This window comes from Leifsonia sp. EB41, from assembly GCF_041262565.1.
Lineage (GTDB): Bacteria > Actinomycetota > Actinomycetes > Actinomycetales > Microbacteriaceae > Leifsonia.
This window is the reverse complement of the sequence record NZ_JBGCCJ010000001.1, coordinates 1867373-1881488: the sequence shown is the minus strand read 5'-3', so window position 1 is coordinate 1881488 and position 14116 is coordinate 1867373. Positions and strand designations below refer to the sequence as shown.

Below are 14116 nucleotides of genomic sequence, written 5' to 3'. Positions count from 1 at the left end.
CTTCATGCGTTCTCCACGGACGGCTCGGTCATGATCAGGTCAGGGAGATCGTCGGTGTCGTCCCGGCCCGGGTCTTCGTCAAAGGTCTGAGGTGTTGTGTCGGTCTCGTCGCCGGTGAACTGCCGCGACACCAGCGCGGACGCCGCAATGGCCGCGGCGGAGGCGTCGCCCGCGACGACGAGCACGGCGATGCCGCGCCCGGCGAGCTCGCGCGCGAACCGCCACCACTCCACGGGGTCGCCGCCGTGCCGGTCGGGGGAGACGATCACGACGCCCTCCACGCCCGTCCGCAGCAGCGCCAGCTCGGTGAGAAGACGGATGCGCACGGTCGGCGGGACGGTCCCGATCGCGTACCGCGCGTACTCGGCGCCGCCCAGTTCGACGAGGCGACGGCGTACGGCGAGCGGGTGGGAGGCGAGGCCGGCGAACATCAGCTCCTCGGCGACGATCCCGGCCACCGTCACGTCGGGTGCCGGCTCGCAGACGTCGGGGGCGTCGACCAGCGCGATGCGCCGGCGCATGGCCCCGAAATCGGCGCGCCCGTCGATCGCGACCGTGCCGGAGTCGGGCCGCATACGCCCGGACGCGATCAGCCCGAGCACGGTCGGCCGCTGCTCGGTCTCGGCGCGGGAGAGTGCGGCCCGGCCCGTCTCGAACGTGACGGAGGTCGCGGGGAGGGCGGCGTCGCGCGGGCCTTTGGTGACGGAGTCGAGGGTGATCTTCATCGGGTTGTCGCCTCCGTCGTGGCCTGCGAGGTCCCCTGGACGGCGTCGAAGGCCAGCTCCGGCGTGCCCGCCAGCAGGTCGCCGGCCTCCCGCCAGCCCATGCCCGCGGCGGACAGCGCGGCCAGGATGACCAGCCGGTGCCCGTCGCGGTCGGAGAGCTTCGCGCGTGTCGCCTCGTCCAGCACGGACACGGCCGCGTGCTCGATGAGCCGCGTCACCGTCTCCTGGTCGAGGTCGGCGCGGATGGTGCCGTCCGCCTTTCCGCGGCCCACCGTCTCGCGCAGCCGCTCGCGCGCCGGGTCGAGCGCACTGCCGACCAACTCGCGGTGCGGCCCGCGCACGGCGAGGGCGGCGCTGACCCGGATGTGCTCCACCTCGGCCCAGAGCGTCGCACCGAACAGCGCGATCTCGACCCGGGCGTCGGGATGCGACACCGGGTCGAGCAGCGCGGCCAGACGGGCGGCGCCGCGCGTGAAGACATCGATCAGCAGCTCGTCGCGGTTGGCGAAGTGGCCGTACACCGAGCGGCGGCTGAGCCCGGCGCGGGCGGCGATGGCCTCGAGGGAGGCGTCGATGTCCTCGTTGAGCGCAGCCGCGGCAGCGACCAGGAGGGCCTCCCGGTTGGCGGCCGCGTCGCGGCGAGGTGCGCGTGCGGGCGTGGCGGGGTCGGGCGCAGGGGTGGTGGGCATACGACGATCGTACTCTTCTTGCACACGAGTGTGCAACTTAAGCGATCACGCCGCGACCGCTCTCCCCTCGGCGACCTTCGGTACCCGCACGTTGCGCCGCGCCGCGACGGCCGCCAGCGTCAGCGCGAGCGCCCCGACCGCGTACACGAGCAGCGGCCCGGTCGCGCCGAACGCCGCTCCTACCTCTCCGTTCGCCGCCGCGCGCAGCATCGCCAGCGCCGGCGCGGTCGGCAGGGCGGCCGCGAGCGACGTCAGCGCCGCGGGCACGGTCGACGACAGGCCCGCGGTCAGCGCCAGGATCCCCACGACCAGCGCCACCAGGCGGCCGACGCCCCCGAACGCCGCCGCCAGCGCCTGGTTGAGGACTCCGAACACCGCGCCGATGAAGGCTGCGGCCAGCGCGAAGCCGAGCCACACGTCCGGTCGCAGGCCCAGCCCGAACTGCACGGCGCCCGCGACCACGACGCCCTGCGCCGCCCCGATCAGCGCCACGATCCCGGACGACCGCAGCGCGATCCATGCGGAGGGTGTCGTCGTGAGCAGCATCCGGGTCGGCACGGCCCGGCGGGCGAGCGCGGTCGCCATCCCGCCGAGCCAGAGTGCGAGGACCGCGTAGAGCGGCAGCGTCCCGACTCCGGTCGGCGGAGCCTTCTGGACCGCGACCACCGGCTGCGCTGCGACCGCGGACAGTGTCGTCATGTCGCCGTCGCTGTAGGTCGGGATGGACTGGGTCGCCTGCGCCAGGCCGGAGGCGAGCTGGGCCGCGCCCTGCGCCGTCTGGTCCGCTCCGGATGCGGCGGACGCGGCGCCCGACCTCACCGACGCCGCACCCGAGGCTGTCTGCGCCGCACCGGAGGCGACCTGCGACGCTCCCGACGCGGAGGCGTCGATCCCGCCGACGACCGCGGGCATCGCGCTCGCCAGGGCGGCATTGCCGGAGGCGACGGCGTCCGAGCCCTGCGCGAAGGCCGACAGCCCGCTGTTCGCCTGCTGCAGCGTGCCGAGGGCGGCTGTGGCCCGGGCGCACAGCACAGCAGGACCCGTCGCGCAGAGTTGTGCGACCACTTGTGCGAACTGGTTCGTCGCGGAGCCCACACCCGCCGACGCCTGGTCCGCCGCGCCCGCGAGCGCCGCGGACCCTGCCGCGAGCTGCTGGGTCTGCGCCGGAAGCGGCTGCGTCTTGGCGCTCAGGGTGTCGAGCCCCGCTGCGAGCGACTGGGCGCCGGCATCCAGCGACTGGGTGCCCGACGCGAGGCTGGCGGCCCCGCTCGCCAGCGACTGCGTCCCCTGCGCCAGCGTGGCCGCACCGGACGAGAGCGAGGCTGCACCCGTCGCCGCCGACCCGATCTGCTGGTCGATCGTGTTGAAGCCCGCGTATACGTTCTGGAGGTACTGGATGGTGAGCTGCCGGTCGAGCGCGGCCGTCGCCGCCTGCGTGACCGCCGCGGCCAGAGCGGGATCGACCAGCGCCGACGCCGGACTGGTCTGCACGGTCACCTTCGCCTGCTTCGCGCTCGCCGCAGCGCCTCCGATCGAGGTCGCGTCCGCCGAGAACGACGACGGGATGGTGAGCACCGCCGCGTACTGGCCGCTCGCCAGCCCGGAGGCCGCGTCCTTGTCGTTGGTCAGCACCCAGGTGAAGTTCGTCGCGTCGGTGGACGGCGGCGCCTCGGTCGGGCTCGTGCTCCCGGAGGCGGAGACCGTGGAGGTTCCCGCGATGAGCGACCCGGCGAACTGCCGCCCGAGCGGGATGGTCTTGCCGTTCTGGGTCACCGGGGTGTCGTCGTTGACCACGGCCGCGGTCACCCGGTCGAGGTGCTGGACGGGCGAGAACAGCCCCCAGCCGAGCACGGCCACCACCAGCAGCGGTGCGAGGGCGAGCCCGACCAGGGTGATCACGCGGGTGCGCTCGGTCCCGGCGCGCGCGCCGAACGGCGCCCGGCCGGCGGATGGATCGGTCATGGTGTGCTCCCGTCAGGAGGGAAGGTGCGAGTCGAGCGTGGCGTCGTCGCCGCGCTCGTCGGGGGTAGTGGGCTGGGGCTGGGCGTGGCGGGGATGGGAAGGGTCGGGAGGTGTGGCGGGTGCCTCGTTCTCTGGCGCGTCGACATCGGGAGAATGGTCGCCGCGGGCCTCGACGGGCAGCACGTCCGCGACCCCCTCCGGCGCCGTCGCCGCCAGCACCACCGCTGCTCCCGCGTCCGCCACCCGCTGCAGCTCCTCAGCGAGCCGGCGCCGCTGCTCTCCGACCACGGCCTCCGCCCCGTCGACCACGACCACCGCGGGCCGCCCCTCCGCCGCATCCCGCACCGCCGCGATCGGGTCCGCCGCCCGGTCCAGCCGCGCGACCCCCGCCCGCGCCCGCACCGACGACCGCCGCACCGGCAGGAGCAGGCCGTCCACCTTCATCCGTCCCGCCGTCAGCGGAGCGCGTCCCGCGATCGCCAGCGCGAGCGCCGTGTGGCCCGGCCCGGTGACCACGATCGCCCCGCCCGGCGGGACCAGCGCGTCGAGCGCTCCCGACCCTCCGGCTCGTGCGCCGTCCGCCGCCAGCGCGTACACCGTCCCCGGCTCGGGCCACCCGGCCGCGTCGAGCTCCGCCTGCACGCCCTCGCCCTCGATGTCGAGCACTGGCAGCGCGCGGTCCCACGAGCGCGGCATCCACCAGGTCGCCCTCCCGAACAGCACCAGCACGGCCGGGATGAGCGTCATCCGCACGACGAACGCGTCCACCGCGACGCCCACGGCGAGGCCGAGCGCGATCGGCTGGATCTGTGCGTCGCCGCCCGGGATGAACGCCGCGAACACCGCGAACATGATGACCGCCGCGGCCGTGACCACCTTCGCCGACCCCTGGAAGCCCTTGTGCACGGAGTCCTTCGTGTCCGCGCCGAGGATGTGCTCCTCCCGCATCCGGCTCGCCAGGAACACCTCGTAGTCCATCGCCAGCCCGAACAGCACGCCCATCACGATGATCGGCATGAAGCTGATCACCGAGCCGATGTGCGCGACCCCCAGCGGCCCCGCGAGCCAGCCGCTCATGAACACCAGGCTGGTCACGCCGAAGGCCGCGCCGATGCTGAGCAGGTAGCCGAGCGCGGCCGTCACCGGCACCACGATCGACCGGAACACGATCGCCAGCAGCACCAGCGAGAGACCGACGACGAGGAGGGCGAACGGCAGCAGCGCCCCGCCGAGCCGGGAGGAGATGTCGATCCCCGCCGCCGTGTATCCGGTGATGGAGAGGTCGATGCCGTACTCGCGCTGGAAGTGGTCGTGCATCGAACGGAGCTTCGCGACGAGCTCCTGCGTCGCTTCGGAGTCGGGAGCGCCGGTCGGGACCACCTGCGCGATGCCCGTGTCTCCTGGCTGGTTCGGTGTGGAGAGCGGCACCGCCGCGACGCCGGGCACGGTCTTCAGCTCCGCGCCCAGGTCGTTCATCAGTCCGACCGGATCGGTGCTGCCGATGACGGAGCCGGTGGCGATCAGCGGGCCGTTGTACCCGGGACCGAAATGCTCGGCGATCAGGTCGTAGGCGATCCGGGCGGGCTCGTGCTCGTCGAGCGAGCCGGCGTCCGGGAGCGCGAGCCGGAGGGTGGCCGCCGGGAGGGCGACCAGGCCGAGCAGGACGACGACGAGGAGGACGGTGAGGATCGGGATGCGAGTGACCAGGCGCACCCAGAAGCCGGCGACGGGGTGGGTGACGGGCTTGGGAGCGGGTGGTGGAGGTGGAGGTGGTGGAGGTGACGGCTCGTCCGACGGTGCGTCGTCATCGGGTGCGTCATCCACCGTGGCCGCGGCGTCATGGTCGTGTGCGTCATCCACCGTGGCGGCGCCGTCATCGTCGTGTGCGTCCTCCGCCTCCTCCGCACCCTCGTCCTCCACAGCAGGCGCGACCCGGTACCGCTTCGCGACCACCCGCATCCCCGCGAACCCGAGCAGCGCCGGCGTCAGGGTCATCGAGATGAGCACCGCGATCGTCACCGCGAGCGCCGCAGCCACCCCCATCGTCGTGAGGAACGGGATGCCCGCCACGCTCAGCCCCACCAGCGCGATGATCACCGTGACCGCTGCGAACACCACCGCGGAACCTGCAGTCGCGACCGCGCGCGCGGCGGACTCCTCGGGCGTCATCCCGTGTTTGAGCTGCTCCTGGTGCCGGGAGATGATGAACAGCGCGTAGTCGATCCCGACCGCCAGCCCGAGCATGAGCGCAAGCAGCGGCGTCGTGGAGGCGATGGTCAGCCAGTGCGTCGCCGCGAAGATCAGCGCCAGCGACAGCCCGGCTCCGAGCAGCGCCGTGATGAGCGGGAGACTCGCCGCGATCACCGACGCGAAGGTCGCGATCAGCACCGCGAAGGCGACGACGATCCCGAGCAGCTCGGTGACGCTGATCCCGGCGACCGTCTGCGAGAAGAGCTGCCCGCCGACCGCGACCTGCGACCCTTTCGGAAGCACGGCCTCCAGGTCGCTGCCCGCCTTCTGGATCGCCGCGGACGTCGACGGCAGCACCGCGGTCTGCGCGACCGAGAGCTGGACGGGCACGATGACGGCCGACCCGTCCGCTGCGATGTTGCCCGTGGACGGGCCGCTGTACGGGGAGGCCGCCGACGTGACCTGCGGGATCTTCGCGATCGTCGCCGCCGACGACTCCACCGCGGACTGGAACGCCGGATCGTGCACGTCCGTCCCCTTCGGCGCGACCGCGACGAGCTGCGCCGAGGTGCCGCTGACCTGCGGGAAGGTGCGCGCGAGCGCGTCCTGCGCCTCCTGCGACTCGGTGCCGGGGATGCTGAAAGTGTTGTCGGTCCCGTTGCTCAGGAGCGCCGCGCCTCCGAGCAGCAGCACGAGCGCAGCAAGCCAGATGACCAGCACGCGTCTGCGCGCCCGGAAGGCGGCGCGGCCCAGCAGGTACAGGAGCGACGACATCGGGGCCAATGTAGAGCTTCGCTCAGGTTCGAGACAATGCCCGTCTCGGGACGTGCCGCTGACCGCCCCTGGTGGATCCCCCAGCTAGTGGGAGGCCCGCGGGCGCGCCTGGCTTGCAGGCGCGATTCGCTGGGACAAGACCGAGATCCCGTCATCGTCGATCAAGACGCGCGGAATGATCGCGCGGGTCCTGCCCGCCTTCCTGGACAGCAGGACGGCCGTCCGGGTCGTCGTGAGCGACGCGAAGAGCGTGTAGTCGGCCTCTGTGCGGAGGGACGGCGCCTCAAAAGTCAGAGTGTCCGCACCCAGAGTGAGCCGCTGCTCGCTGCCGACCGCGAACGTCGTGCGCACAGCCCGGACCAGCGCGCGGTACTGAAGGAGGAAGATCAGCGCCTCTGCCGCGATCAGGACGATGCCGAAGACGACGAGAAGTCCCGCAGCCATGGCGGAACCGCCCACGACGGCGAGGCCGCCGCCGACGAGGGTGGCACAGAACAACCCCACCCAACTCGGGCGCGTGAACGTCCACCGCGCCAGATCGCGCTGGAGGTCGGCGACGTTCGCAGGGGTGAAGACGACGGAGTATGCCGCTCCCGGTACGTTCTCAGGCATCACGGGCTCAGTATCGCAGCCTCCCCGCCCCATCGACGGCCCGGCAAAACGCGTCGCGATAGGATCGAGTGCGACGGTCGTCCGCGAGGCGCCGACGCACTCCCGACCATCGAGAGGACGAAACGTGCCCGCGATCGTGATCATCGGCGCCCAGTGGGGCGACGAAGGCAAAGGCAAAGCAACCGATCTGCTCGGCAGCCGCATCGACTACGTCGTCAAGTTCAACGGCGGCAACAACGCCGGCCACACGGTCGTCGTCGGCAACGAGAAGTACGCGCTGCACCTGCTGCCGTCCGGCATCCTGACCGAGGGCGTCACGCCCGTCATCGCCAACGGCGTCGTCGTGGACCTCGAGGTGCTGTTCCAGGAGCTCGACGGGCTGATCGCGCGCGGCGTCGACGTGTCCCGCCTCAAGGTCAGCTCCAACGCGCACGTGATCACGCAGTACCACCGCACCATCGACAAGGTGACGGAGCGCTTCCTTGGCAAGCGCCAGATCGGCACGACCGGCCGCGGCATCGGCCCGACCTACGCCGACAAGATCAACCGGGTCGGCATCCGCATCCAGGACCTCTTCGACGAGAACATCCTGCGGCAGAAGGTGGAGGGCGCGCTCGACCAGAAGAACCACCTGCTGGTGAAGGTCTACAACCGCCGCGCCATCGGCGTGGACGAGGTGGTCGAGGAGCTGCTGAGCTATGCCGAGCGGCTGCGGCCGATGGTGGTCGACTCGTCCCTGCTGCTGCACCAGGCGCTGGAGGACGGCAAGTACGTGCTCTTCGAGGGCGGCCAGGCCACCATGCTGGACGTCGACCACGGCACCTACCCGTTCGTCACCTCCTCCAGCTCGACGTCCGGCGGCGCCGCGACCGGCTCGGGAATCGGCCCGAACCGCATCGACCGCGTGATCGGCATCGTGAAGGCGTACACGACGCGCGTCGGCGCCGGCCCGTTCCCGACCGAGCTGTTCGACGAGTGGGGCGAGTTCCTCCGCGAGCGCGGCTTCGAGTTCGGCACCACCACCGGCCGCCCGCGCCGCACCGGCTGGTACGACGCTCCCGTCGCGCGCTACACGGCCCGCATCAACGGCGTCACGGACTTCGTCCTCACCAAGCTCGACACCCTCACCGGCATCGAGCGCATCCCGGTCTGCGTCGCCTACGACGTCGACGGCGTGCGCCATGACGAGGTCCCGTCCTCGCAGACCGACTTCCACCACGCGGTGCCGATCTACGAGGAGTTCCCCGGCTGGACCGAGGACATCAGCGGCGCCCGCACGTTCGAGGACCTCCCGAAGAACGCCCAGGACTACGTGCTCGCCCTGGAGGCCATCTCCGGCGCCCGCATCTCGGCGATCGGCGTGGGCCCGGCCCGCGACGAGATCGTCGTGCGGCACGACCTGGTGGACTAGGGGCTCCGCTCAGTCAGGCGCCGAGAAGCGCCTGGAGCTCCGGATCGCTGCGGCGGCGTGCCCGCGCGGCGATCCGCCAGTCGAGCGATCCGAGTTCGTCGATGATCGTGGTGACGGCCCAGACGCGGTTCCGCTGGCGGTTCGTGATGCGGAGCGTGATCCCGGCGTTCTCCACCCGCTCGAGCGCCTCGTAGGTCGCGGACGTCGATCGCCCGATCCGGTCCTCGACCGACTCGGCGTCGAACACCGGGCTGTCGAGCAGGCCGTCGACGACCGCCGCCAGGGCGCTGCCCGGACGGGGTGAGAGCGCAGCCGCCCACTCGCCGGGGAGCGCGCGGATGACGCGCACGGACTCCAGCGCCTCCTCCGCCGCGATCCTGGTGGCGTCGGCCAGCTCGCGCACGATCGGCGTCGCCACGCCGCGGCGGTATGCGGTCAGGAGGTCGAAGTAGCCGTCCTGGTCGGCGGCGAGCGCGGAGGCGATCGGCGGCGTCGTGATCGACGTCATCCCCCGGCGCCGGTAGATCGCACCGATCAGGGCGCGGCCGATGCGCCCGTTGCCATCGGTGAACGGATGGATCGACTCGAACTGCGCGTGAGCGATCGCTGCCTGTGCGACGACGGGGATGTCGTCGCGGTTGGCGAAGGCGACGAGGTCATGGAGAAGCGGGAGTACGCGCTCGGAGGTGGGCGGGACGTGATCGGCGCCGATCGGCGAGAAGTCGCTGCCGCCGATCCAGTTCTGCATGTCGCGGACCCGGCCGGCGTAGTGCGCCTCGCTCGGATCGTCGGCGAGGAGTGTCCTGTGTGCGTCGAGCATCGCCTCGAGCGTGATCCGTCCCGTGGTTCCTGCGTCGTCGACCATCCGCGTGATGGCGCGCGACGCTGAGACCATCGCGGTGGCGCTCGTATTCGCCCGCACACCGGCGAGCGCGCGGGCGAAGTCCTCCGGTGTGGCCTCGATGTGCTCGATCTTGGAGGAGGCGATCGACTCGGTGCGGATCAGGAATGCGGAGATCGCTCCGGCTCCCGGCCCGGTGTCGGCGTCGAGTGCGGCGAGGGCGCGGATGGCGGACTCCTGCGCGACCTGGACGGAGGGGTCACCGGCGTAAACCTGGTCGGCGATGAACGGCGGGATCGTCGCATCGACGGACATGAGCGTCCGGTCGGCGCGCGAGCCGCGTCCGCTCCTGCTTCGCCACGGGACGGTCTCGAGGCCGTGCGGAATCCAATCGCTCTCATCGCTCATGGTGACCGCCAATCCGGAATAACGCCGCCGTTATTCCGAGTTAACCACCACAACCCGGAATAAGCGAGCAGTTATTCCGGTTTTCACTCATCAACCCGGAATAACGAATCCACTGTTCCGCTTCCCACTCCTCAGAACCACGTGCTGAGCCGCGGCGGAACCGACGTCCGGAACAGCCGATCGAGCGCCTCCGCGTCGCCGTGGAGGCGTCCCGCCAGCGCCAGCCCGCGCGCCAGGTCGTGCCCGAGGTAGACGCTGCCGAGCGCCTCGACCGGCAGCGTGACGTCCGGGGCGTCGGCGGTCGACTCCACGCGCGCCTCGCCGTCCTCCACGATCAGCCGGTAGCGCCCGCCGGCGAAGCCGAGCCCATCGGTCACCTCCAGCACGAGGTCGCCGTCGCTCTCGTAGCGGCGGGCGGTGAGCGCCGCCGGGACGTCGAGGATGCGTACCCAGAGGTGGTCCTGGACGCTCGTGATCTGGGCGCCGCGGATGTCCTGCACGAGCAGCTGCACCGGCTCGTCAACGCCGCGCGTCCAGGCCTTCACCTCGGCCACGAGGTCCAGTTCGAGGAGGTAGCGCCAGAGGGCGGTGAGCGCGGCGTCCGTCGCGGCCGCCAAGTAGTTCACCTCCACGACGTGACGGGAGAAGTCCTCCTCACCCCCGCGCACCACGTAGCTGACGAAGCCCTCCGGTCGCCCGTCCGGGGAGTCGTAGCGCACCAGGAGGTACCGCGCCGCGTCGTCGTCGCCCTTCAGCGGGCCCATCAGGCGGTCGGCGAGGTACGGTTCGAGGCCGATCTCGCCGTGGCGCAGCGTCATGGCCTCCGCCAGGACCGCGCGGCCGGTCTCCCGGTACTCGTCGGGCGTGGTGAACGCGAGCCGACCAGGGGTCGGCGCGCCGGTCCAGCGGACCCGCTTGGCGTCAACGCTCCACCCGGTCGCGAAGGTCGCCGGCCCGAAGCCCCACCGGCCGTAGATCGTGGACTCCGAGACGGTGAGGATGGCGGCGGGGACGCCGAGCGCGTGCGCCGTCCGCAGCTCCGCCCCGAGCAGTGCGGTTGCGACGCCCCGGCGGCGGTGCGTCGGCGCGACCGTCACGGAGCTGATCGCCCAGGAGTCCAGGCTGCCGCCGCCCGGGACGGTGAGCGGCGCGACCCACGAGTTGACCGTGCCGACCGGCGTGCTCACGCCCTCGTCGTAGACGGCCGTCGTGCGCCGGCCGCCGAAGCTCGTCCGCGCCTCCTCCAGGACCTCCGCCGACGGCCGGCGGCCGTGGAAGCCGCGCATGTCCGCGACGATCCACGCGTCGAGGGCTGCGGTGTCCGCCGGCTCGACCAGGGCGAGCCGGAGGCCGGCCTCCGCCAAGTCGGCCGTCGAGCGCTCGTCCAGGGGTGCGGTGAGGTGCGTCTGGGTCATGGCTCCACCGTATCGGGGCGGTGCGACGGGGCAATAGGACCGTCAGGGTCCGCGTCAGCGCCCCGCCATCGCGTGCAGCACCGGCAGCAGCGCGCCGGGCGCAGCCTCCTGCGCCGTCGTGAAGAACGCCGCGTCCGCAGCCTCGACCGACCCGATGGCCGCCTCCGCCGCTGCCGCGCCCGCAGCCGTCACGCGCAGCACCTTCGCGCGGCTGTCCGCCGGGTCCGGCGTGCGCTCGACCAGTCCCTTGGCGACCAGTCGCCGCACGACCTCCGAGGTCATCCGCGGGTCCGAGCCGGTCTGCTCGGACAGCCGCGCCTGGCTCGGGCTCTCGGACTGCCCGTTCAGCCACCAGACGGAGGCCAGCAGCACGAACTGCGCGTGCGTGAGGTCGTGCGGCCGCAACGCCTCCACCATCGCGCGCTGCCAGCGGAGCGTGGCGTGCCAGAGGAGTAAGCCCGGGCTGGTCGCAGGTCCCTCGGGGAAGTCCGTCATGCGTCCAGTCTGCTCTGTTCCGCCCTGCGCTCCGCCTCGGCCAGCAGGGCGGCGAGGGATTCGGGGAAGTCGGCGCTGATCTGCGGGCCGAGCTCGGGGGCGACCGCGTCGGCAGCGGGGCCGTCGATCGTGAGCGAGTACCGAACGCGCGTGCCGGCAGCATCGTCGTCCAGGTCGTAGCGGAAGGTCAGCCGCACGTCGCCGAGGTCGGTCACGTCGGCGTAGCTGCGGCCCTCCTCCAGCACCTCGATGCGGGAGCGGATGGGGTCCTGCCCGTCGGGCGTCACGGTCAGCTCGGTGCCGACGGCGAACGGCCCGTGGAGCTCGAAGCGGTCGGCGCCGTCGTAGGTCAGCTCCCCGGTGTGGAGGTCGCGGACGGCCTCCCAGACGTGGTCGCGGGGAAGCGCGGTGACGGCGGTCTCCTGGGTGGTCCACATGATGCGACTCCTTTGCTCTATGGGTAGATCATCTATGCATAGAGTAAGCCCGTGTCGTCGTCTGCGCAACCCTCCGCCCGGTAGGGTCGGAGCATGGCTGAGAACGAGTCGACCGTGCAGGCGCTGGAGCGGCTGCGGAGCATCCGGCAGAGCATCGACAACATCGACGCGGCCGTCATCCACATGCTCGCCGAGCGGTTCAAGTTCACCCAGCAGGTCGGCGCTCTGAAGGCCGAGCACGGCCTCCCGCCCGCCGACCCCGATCGTGAGCGCGAGCAGATCCAGCGACTCCGGGTGCTCGCCGAGGAGAGCCACCTCGATCCCGCGTTCGCGGAGAAGTTCCTCAACTTCATCGTGGCGGAGGTCATCCACCACCACGAGCGCATCGCCTCCGAGAACGGCCGTTAGGGCGGTGGTCTGGGACCCCGCGGAGCTCCCCGACGCCCACGAACTCACCGTCGTCATCACCGGCGGCAACGCCGGCGTGGGCTACTTCACGGGTGAGCAGCTCGCCAGGGCGGGCGCTCGGGTGGTGCTCGCCTGCCGGGACCAGGAGCGCGCGGAGGGCGCCGTCGCGGCGATCCGCCGCCGGGTCCGCGGAGCCAGGGTAGAGGCCACACCGCTCGATCTGACGGACCACGCCTCCGTCGACGCTCTCGCCGACGCCCTGCTCGAACGCGAGCGGGTGGACGCCCTCGTGCTCAACGCGGGGATGGTGCACCCGCCGCGCGAGCGCCGCACCGACCGCTTTGGCAATGAGCTGGTGCTCTCCACCAACGTGCTCGGCCACTTCCGCCTCGTCGCCCGCGTGTTGCCGGCCCTGGAGCGCAGCGACGGCGCGCGGATCGTCTCACTCGGGTCTCTCGCGAGCCGGCTGGGAACGCTCCGGCTGGACGACCTCCAGCTCGAGCGGTCGTACACCTCATGGCGCGCGTACTCGGGCTCGAAGATCGCGGCACAGGTGTTCGGTTTCGAGCTGGAGCGCCGGCTCCGGGCCGCAGGCAGCGGGGTGACGAGCCTGGTCGTGCATCCCGGCTACTCGACCTCCGGCCGAACGCCCGGCGTCCACGGCGTCAACCAGCCGAGCCGCGCCAAGCGCTTCGCCGACAACCTCCAGGCGGCGTGGACGCAGGGCAAAGACCACGGCGCGTGGGTCCCGGTGCGGGCCGTGCTCGACCCGACGCTGACCGCCGAGGACTACCTCGGGCCGGCCGGGCTCACCAAGGGCGCGCCGGCGAGCGGGCGGGCGACGCGGACGTCACGCTCTCCGCGGACCGGGGCGCGACTATGGCCACTGCTGGAGGCCGCGTCGGGTCAGGAGTTCACCGTCCGATGACGCGCGACCCGTTCGCGTTTCACTCGTCGACGACGATGGAGAGCAGCCGCTGCCCCTCCGGCACCTTGGCCCGCAGCGCGTCGCGGGCGGCCGGATAGTCGGCCCCGTCCGCCTCGATGCGGTGCGTCGTCGACTCCCGGATGACCGCGGTCGCGATCACACGACCGCCGCGGGGCATCGCGTTGTGCACCTGCAGCAGCTCGAACCCGTCCGGCACCTGCTCCTTCACGAGCGCGCGTGCGGTCTCGGCGTCGTCCGCCTCGGCGGTCAGGTCGCGGGTCTCGGTGGTCTGCGTCAGGCCGTGCACTCTCATCGCACCCAACGCTACCGGATCCCTGTACATCAGGATCCTGGGCGCGCTCTCAGCGGACGCTCAGTCCCGTCGACTGGGCTGTGCTCATGGACATCGCCTACACCGCCATCGCGCACGCCTCCGGAGGCGGTCGCGACGGCCACGTCCGCAGCGAGGACGACCTGCTCGACCTGGACACCCGCCCGCCGCGCGAGCTCGGCGGCTCGGGCGTGGGCACCAACCCCGAGCAGCTCTTCGCCGCCGGCTTCGCCGCGTGCTTCCTGAGCGCCATCCACGCGGTGGGCCGCGCGCACAAGCTGGACACCTCCGACTCCGCCGTCTCGGCGAGCGTGGGCATCGGCGACAACGGCGCGGGCGGCTACGGCCTCACCGTCGAGCTGGACGTCTACATCCCGCGCCTCGGGCGGGAGACGGCGGAGGAGACGATGGAGAAGGCGCACCACGTCTGCCCCTACTCCAACGCGACCCGCGGAAACGTCCCGGTCAGGCTGACGCTGGTCGACTGACC

14 protein-coding genes are annotated in these 14116 nt (G+C 72.1%); 4 read left to right on the top strand and 10 right to left on the bottom strand.

All coding sequences use genetic code 11. The annotated features are described in order from the left end of the window. Positions 1 to 2: 2 nt before the first annotated feature. The 5 genes from ABH923_RS09175 to ABH923_RS09155 all read right to left on the bottom strand — a co-directional run bounded on the left by ABH923_RS09175 (position 3) and on the right by ABH923_RS09155 (position 7096). A complete protein-coding gene (locus tag ABH923_RS09175; RefSeq protein ID WP_370055054.1) occupies positions 3 to 725 on the bottom strand; it encodes a hypothetical protein in 723 nt (240 codons plus the stop codon). Then, positions 722 to 1414, bottom strand: coding sequence for a TetR/AcrR family transcriptional regulator (locus ABH923_RS09170; protein ID WP_370055053.1), 693 nt, complete (start codon positions 1412 to 1414; stop codon positions 722 to 724). The genes ABH923_RS09175 and ABH923_RS09170 overlap by 4 nt, the downstream gene beginning before the upstream one ends. Positions 1415 to 1459: 45 nt before the next feature. Then, complete coding sequence (locus ABH923_RS09165) at positions 1460 to 3376, bottom strand: YhgE/Pip domain-containing protein (RefSeq protein ID WP_370055052.1); 1917 nt, start codon at positions 3374 to 3376, stop codon at positions 1460 to 1462. 12 nt (positions 3377 to 3388) lie between these two features. Next, positions 3389 to 6340: an MMPL family transporter gene (locus tag ABH923_RS09160; protein WP_370055051.1), complete on the bottom strand. Its 2952-nt coding sequence runs from the start codon at positions 6338 to 6340 to the stop codon at positions 3389 to 3391. A gap of 84 nt (positions 6341 to 6424) precedes the next feature. Continuing rightward, a complete protein-coding gene (locus tag ABH923_RS09155; RefSeq protein ID WP_370055050.1) occupies positions 6425 to 7096 on the bottom strand; it encodes a hypothetical protein in 672 nt (223 codons plus the stop codon). Between ABH923_RS09155 and ABH923_RS09150 the strand changes: the two genes are divergently transcribed. Next, positions 7077 to 8363, top strand: coding sequence for an adenylosuccinate synthase (locus tag ABH923_RS09150; RefSeq protein ID WP_370055049.1), 1287 nt, complete (start codon positions 7077 to 7079; stop codon positions 8361 to 8363). The genes ABH923_RS09155 and ABH923_RS09150 overlap by 20 nt on opposite strands. A 13-nt stretch (positions 8364 to 8376) precedes the next feature. On the opposite strand, the gene ABH923_RS09145 is transcribed toward ABH923_RS09150, so the two are convergent. From ABH923_RS09145 to ABH923_RS09130, 4 genes are all read right to left on the bottom strand, one after another. Continuing rightward, positions 8377 to 9612, bottom strand: coding sequence for a Fic family protein (locus ABH923_RS09145; RefSeq protein ID WP_370055048.1), 1236 nt, complete (start codon positions 9610 to 9612; stop codon positions 8377 to 8379). Between the two features lie 131 nt (positions 9613 to 9743). After that, positions 9744 to 11027, bottom strand: a complete 1284-nt coding sequence (locus tag ABH923_RS09140; protein ID WP_370055047.1) for a GNAT family N-acetyltransferase — start codon at positions 11025 to 11027, stop codon at positions 9744 to 9746. Positions 11028 to 11081: 54 nt separating this feature from the next. Further along, the gene (locus ABH923_RS09135; protein WP_370055046.1) at positions 11082 to 11522 is read right to left on the bottom strand and encodes a MarR family winged helix-turn-helix transcriptional regulator; all 441 of its coding nucleotides are present in this window, start codon (positions 11520 to 11522) and stop codon (positions 11082 to 11084) included. Beyond that, positions 11519 to 11959, bottom strand: a complete 441-nt coding sequence (locus ABH923_RS09130; protein WP_370055045.1) for an SRPBCC family protein — start codon at positions 11957 to 11959, stop codon at positions 11519 to 11521. Before ABH923_RS09130 ends, ABH923_RS09135 begins: the two co-directional genes overlap by 4 nt. Before the next feature lie 93 nt (positions 11960 to 12052). Between ABH923_RS09130 and ABH923_RS09125 the strand changes: the two genes are divergently transcribed. Both ABH923_RS09125 and ABH923_RS09120 read left to right on the top strand, forming a co-directional pair. Continuing rightward, entirely contained in the window at positions 12053 to 12367 is a 315-nt protein-coding gene (locus tag ABH923_RS09125) for a chorismate mutase (protein ID WP_370055044.1), read from the top strand. A gap of 4 nt (positions 12368 to 12371) precedes the next feature. Beyond that, a complete protein-coding gene (locus tag ABH923_RS09120; protein ID WP_370055043.1) occupies positions 12372 to 13295 on the top strand; it encodes an SDR family NAD(P)-dependent oxidoreductase in 924 nt (307 codons plus the stop codon). Between the two features lie 19 nt (positions 13296 to 13314). On the opposite strand, the gene ABH923_RS09115 is transcribed toward ABH923_RS09120, so the two are convergent. Beyond that, positions 13315 to 13608: a hypothetical protein gene (locus tag ABH923_RS09115; RefSeq protein ID WP_370055042.1), complete on the bottom strand. Its 294-nt coding sequence runs from the start codon at positions 13606 to 13608 to the stop codon at positions 13315 to 13317. A gap of 86 nt (positions 13609 to 13694) precedes the next feature. Between ABH923_RS09115 and ABH923_RS09110 the strand changes: the two genes are divergently transcribed. Further along, complete coding sequence (locus ABH923_RS09110; RefSeq protein ID WP_370055041.1) at positions 13695 to 14114, top strand: organic hydroperoxide resistance protein; 420 nt, start codon at positions 13695 to 13697, stop codon at positions 14112 to 14114. Positions 14115 to 14116 lie beyond the last annotated feature (2 nt).

Excerpts from the sequence above, each read along its gene's own strand:
- ABH923_RS09140 (WP_370055047.1), bottom strand. The coding sequence starts at position 11,027 with ATGACCCAGACGCACCTCACCGCACCCCTGGACGAGCGCTCGACGGCC.
- ABH923_RS09130 (WP_370055045.1), bottom strand. The coding sequence starts at position 11,959 with ATGTGGACCACCCAGGAGACCGCCGTCACCGCGCTTCCCCGCGACCAC.
- ABH923_RS09155 (WP_370055050.1), bottom strand. The coding sequence starts at position 7,096 with ATGATCACGATCGCGGGCACGTTTCGTCCTCTCGATGGTCGGGAGTGC.
- ABH923_RS09145 (WP_370055048.1), bottom strand. The coding sequence starts at position 9,612 with ATGAGCGATGAGAGCGATTGGATTCCGCACGGCCTCGAGACCGTCCCG.
- ABH923_RS09170 (WP_370055053.1), bottom strand. The coding sequence starts at position 1,414 with ATGCCCACCACCCCTGCGCCCGACCCCGCCACGCCCGCACGCGCACCT.
- ABH923_RS09135 (WP_370055046.1), bottom strand. The coding sequence starts at position 11,522 with ATGACGGACTTCCCCGAGGGACCTGCGACCAGCCCGGGCTTACTCCTC.
- ABH923_RS09165 (WP_370055052.1), bottom strand. The coding sequence starts at position 3,376 with ATGACCGATCCATCCGCCGGCCGGGCGCCGTTCGGCGCGCGCGCCGGG.
- ABH923_RS09125 (WP_370055044.1), top strand. The coding sequence starts at position 12,053 with ATGGCTGAGAACGAGTCGACCGTGCAGGCGCTGGAGCGGCTGCGGAGC.
- ABH923_RS09115 (WP_370055042.1), bottom strand. The coding sequence starts at position 13,608 with ATGAGAGTGCACGGCCTGACGCAGACCACCGAGACCCGCGACCTGACC.
- ABH923_RS09175 (WP_370055054.1), bottom strand. The coding sequence starts at position 725 with ATGAAGATCACCCTCGACTCCGTCACCAAAGGCCCGCGCGACGCCGCC.
- ABH923_RS09160 (WP_370055051.1), bottom strand. The coding sequence starts at position 6,340 with ATGTCGTCGCTCCTGTACCTGCTGGGCCGCGCCGCCTTCCGGGCGCGC.
- ABH923_RS09110 (WP_370055041.1), top strand. The coding sequence starts at position 13,695 with ATGGACATCGCCTACACCGCCATCGCGCACGCCTCCGGAGGCGGTCGC.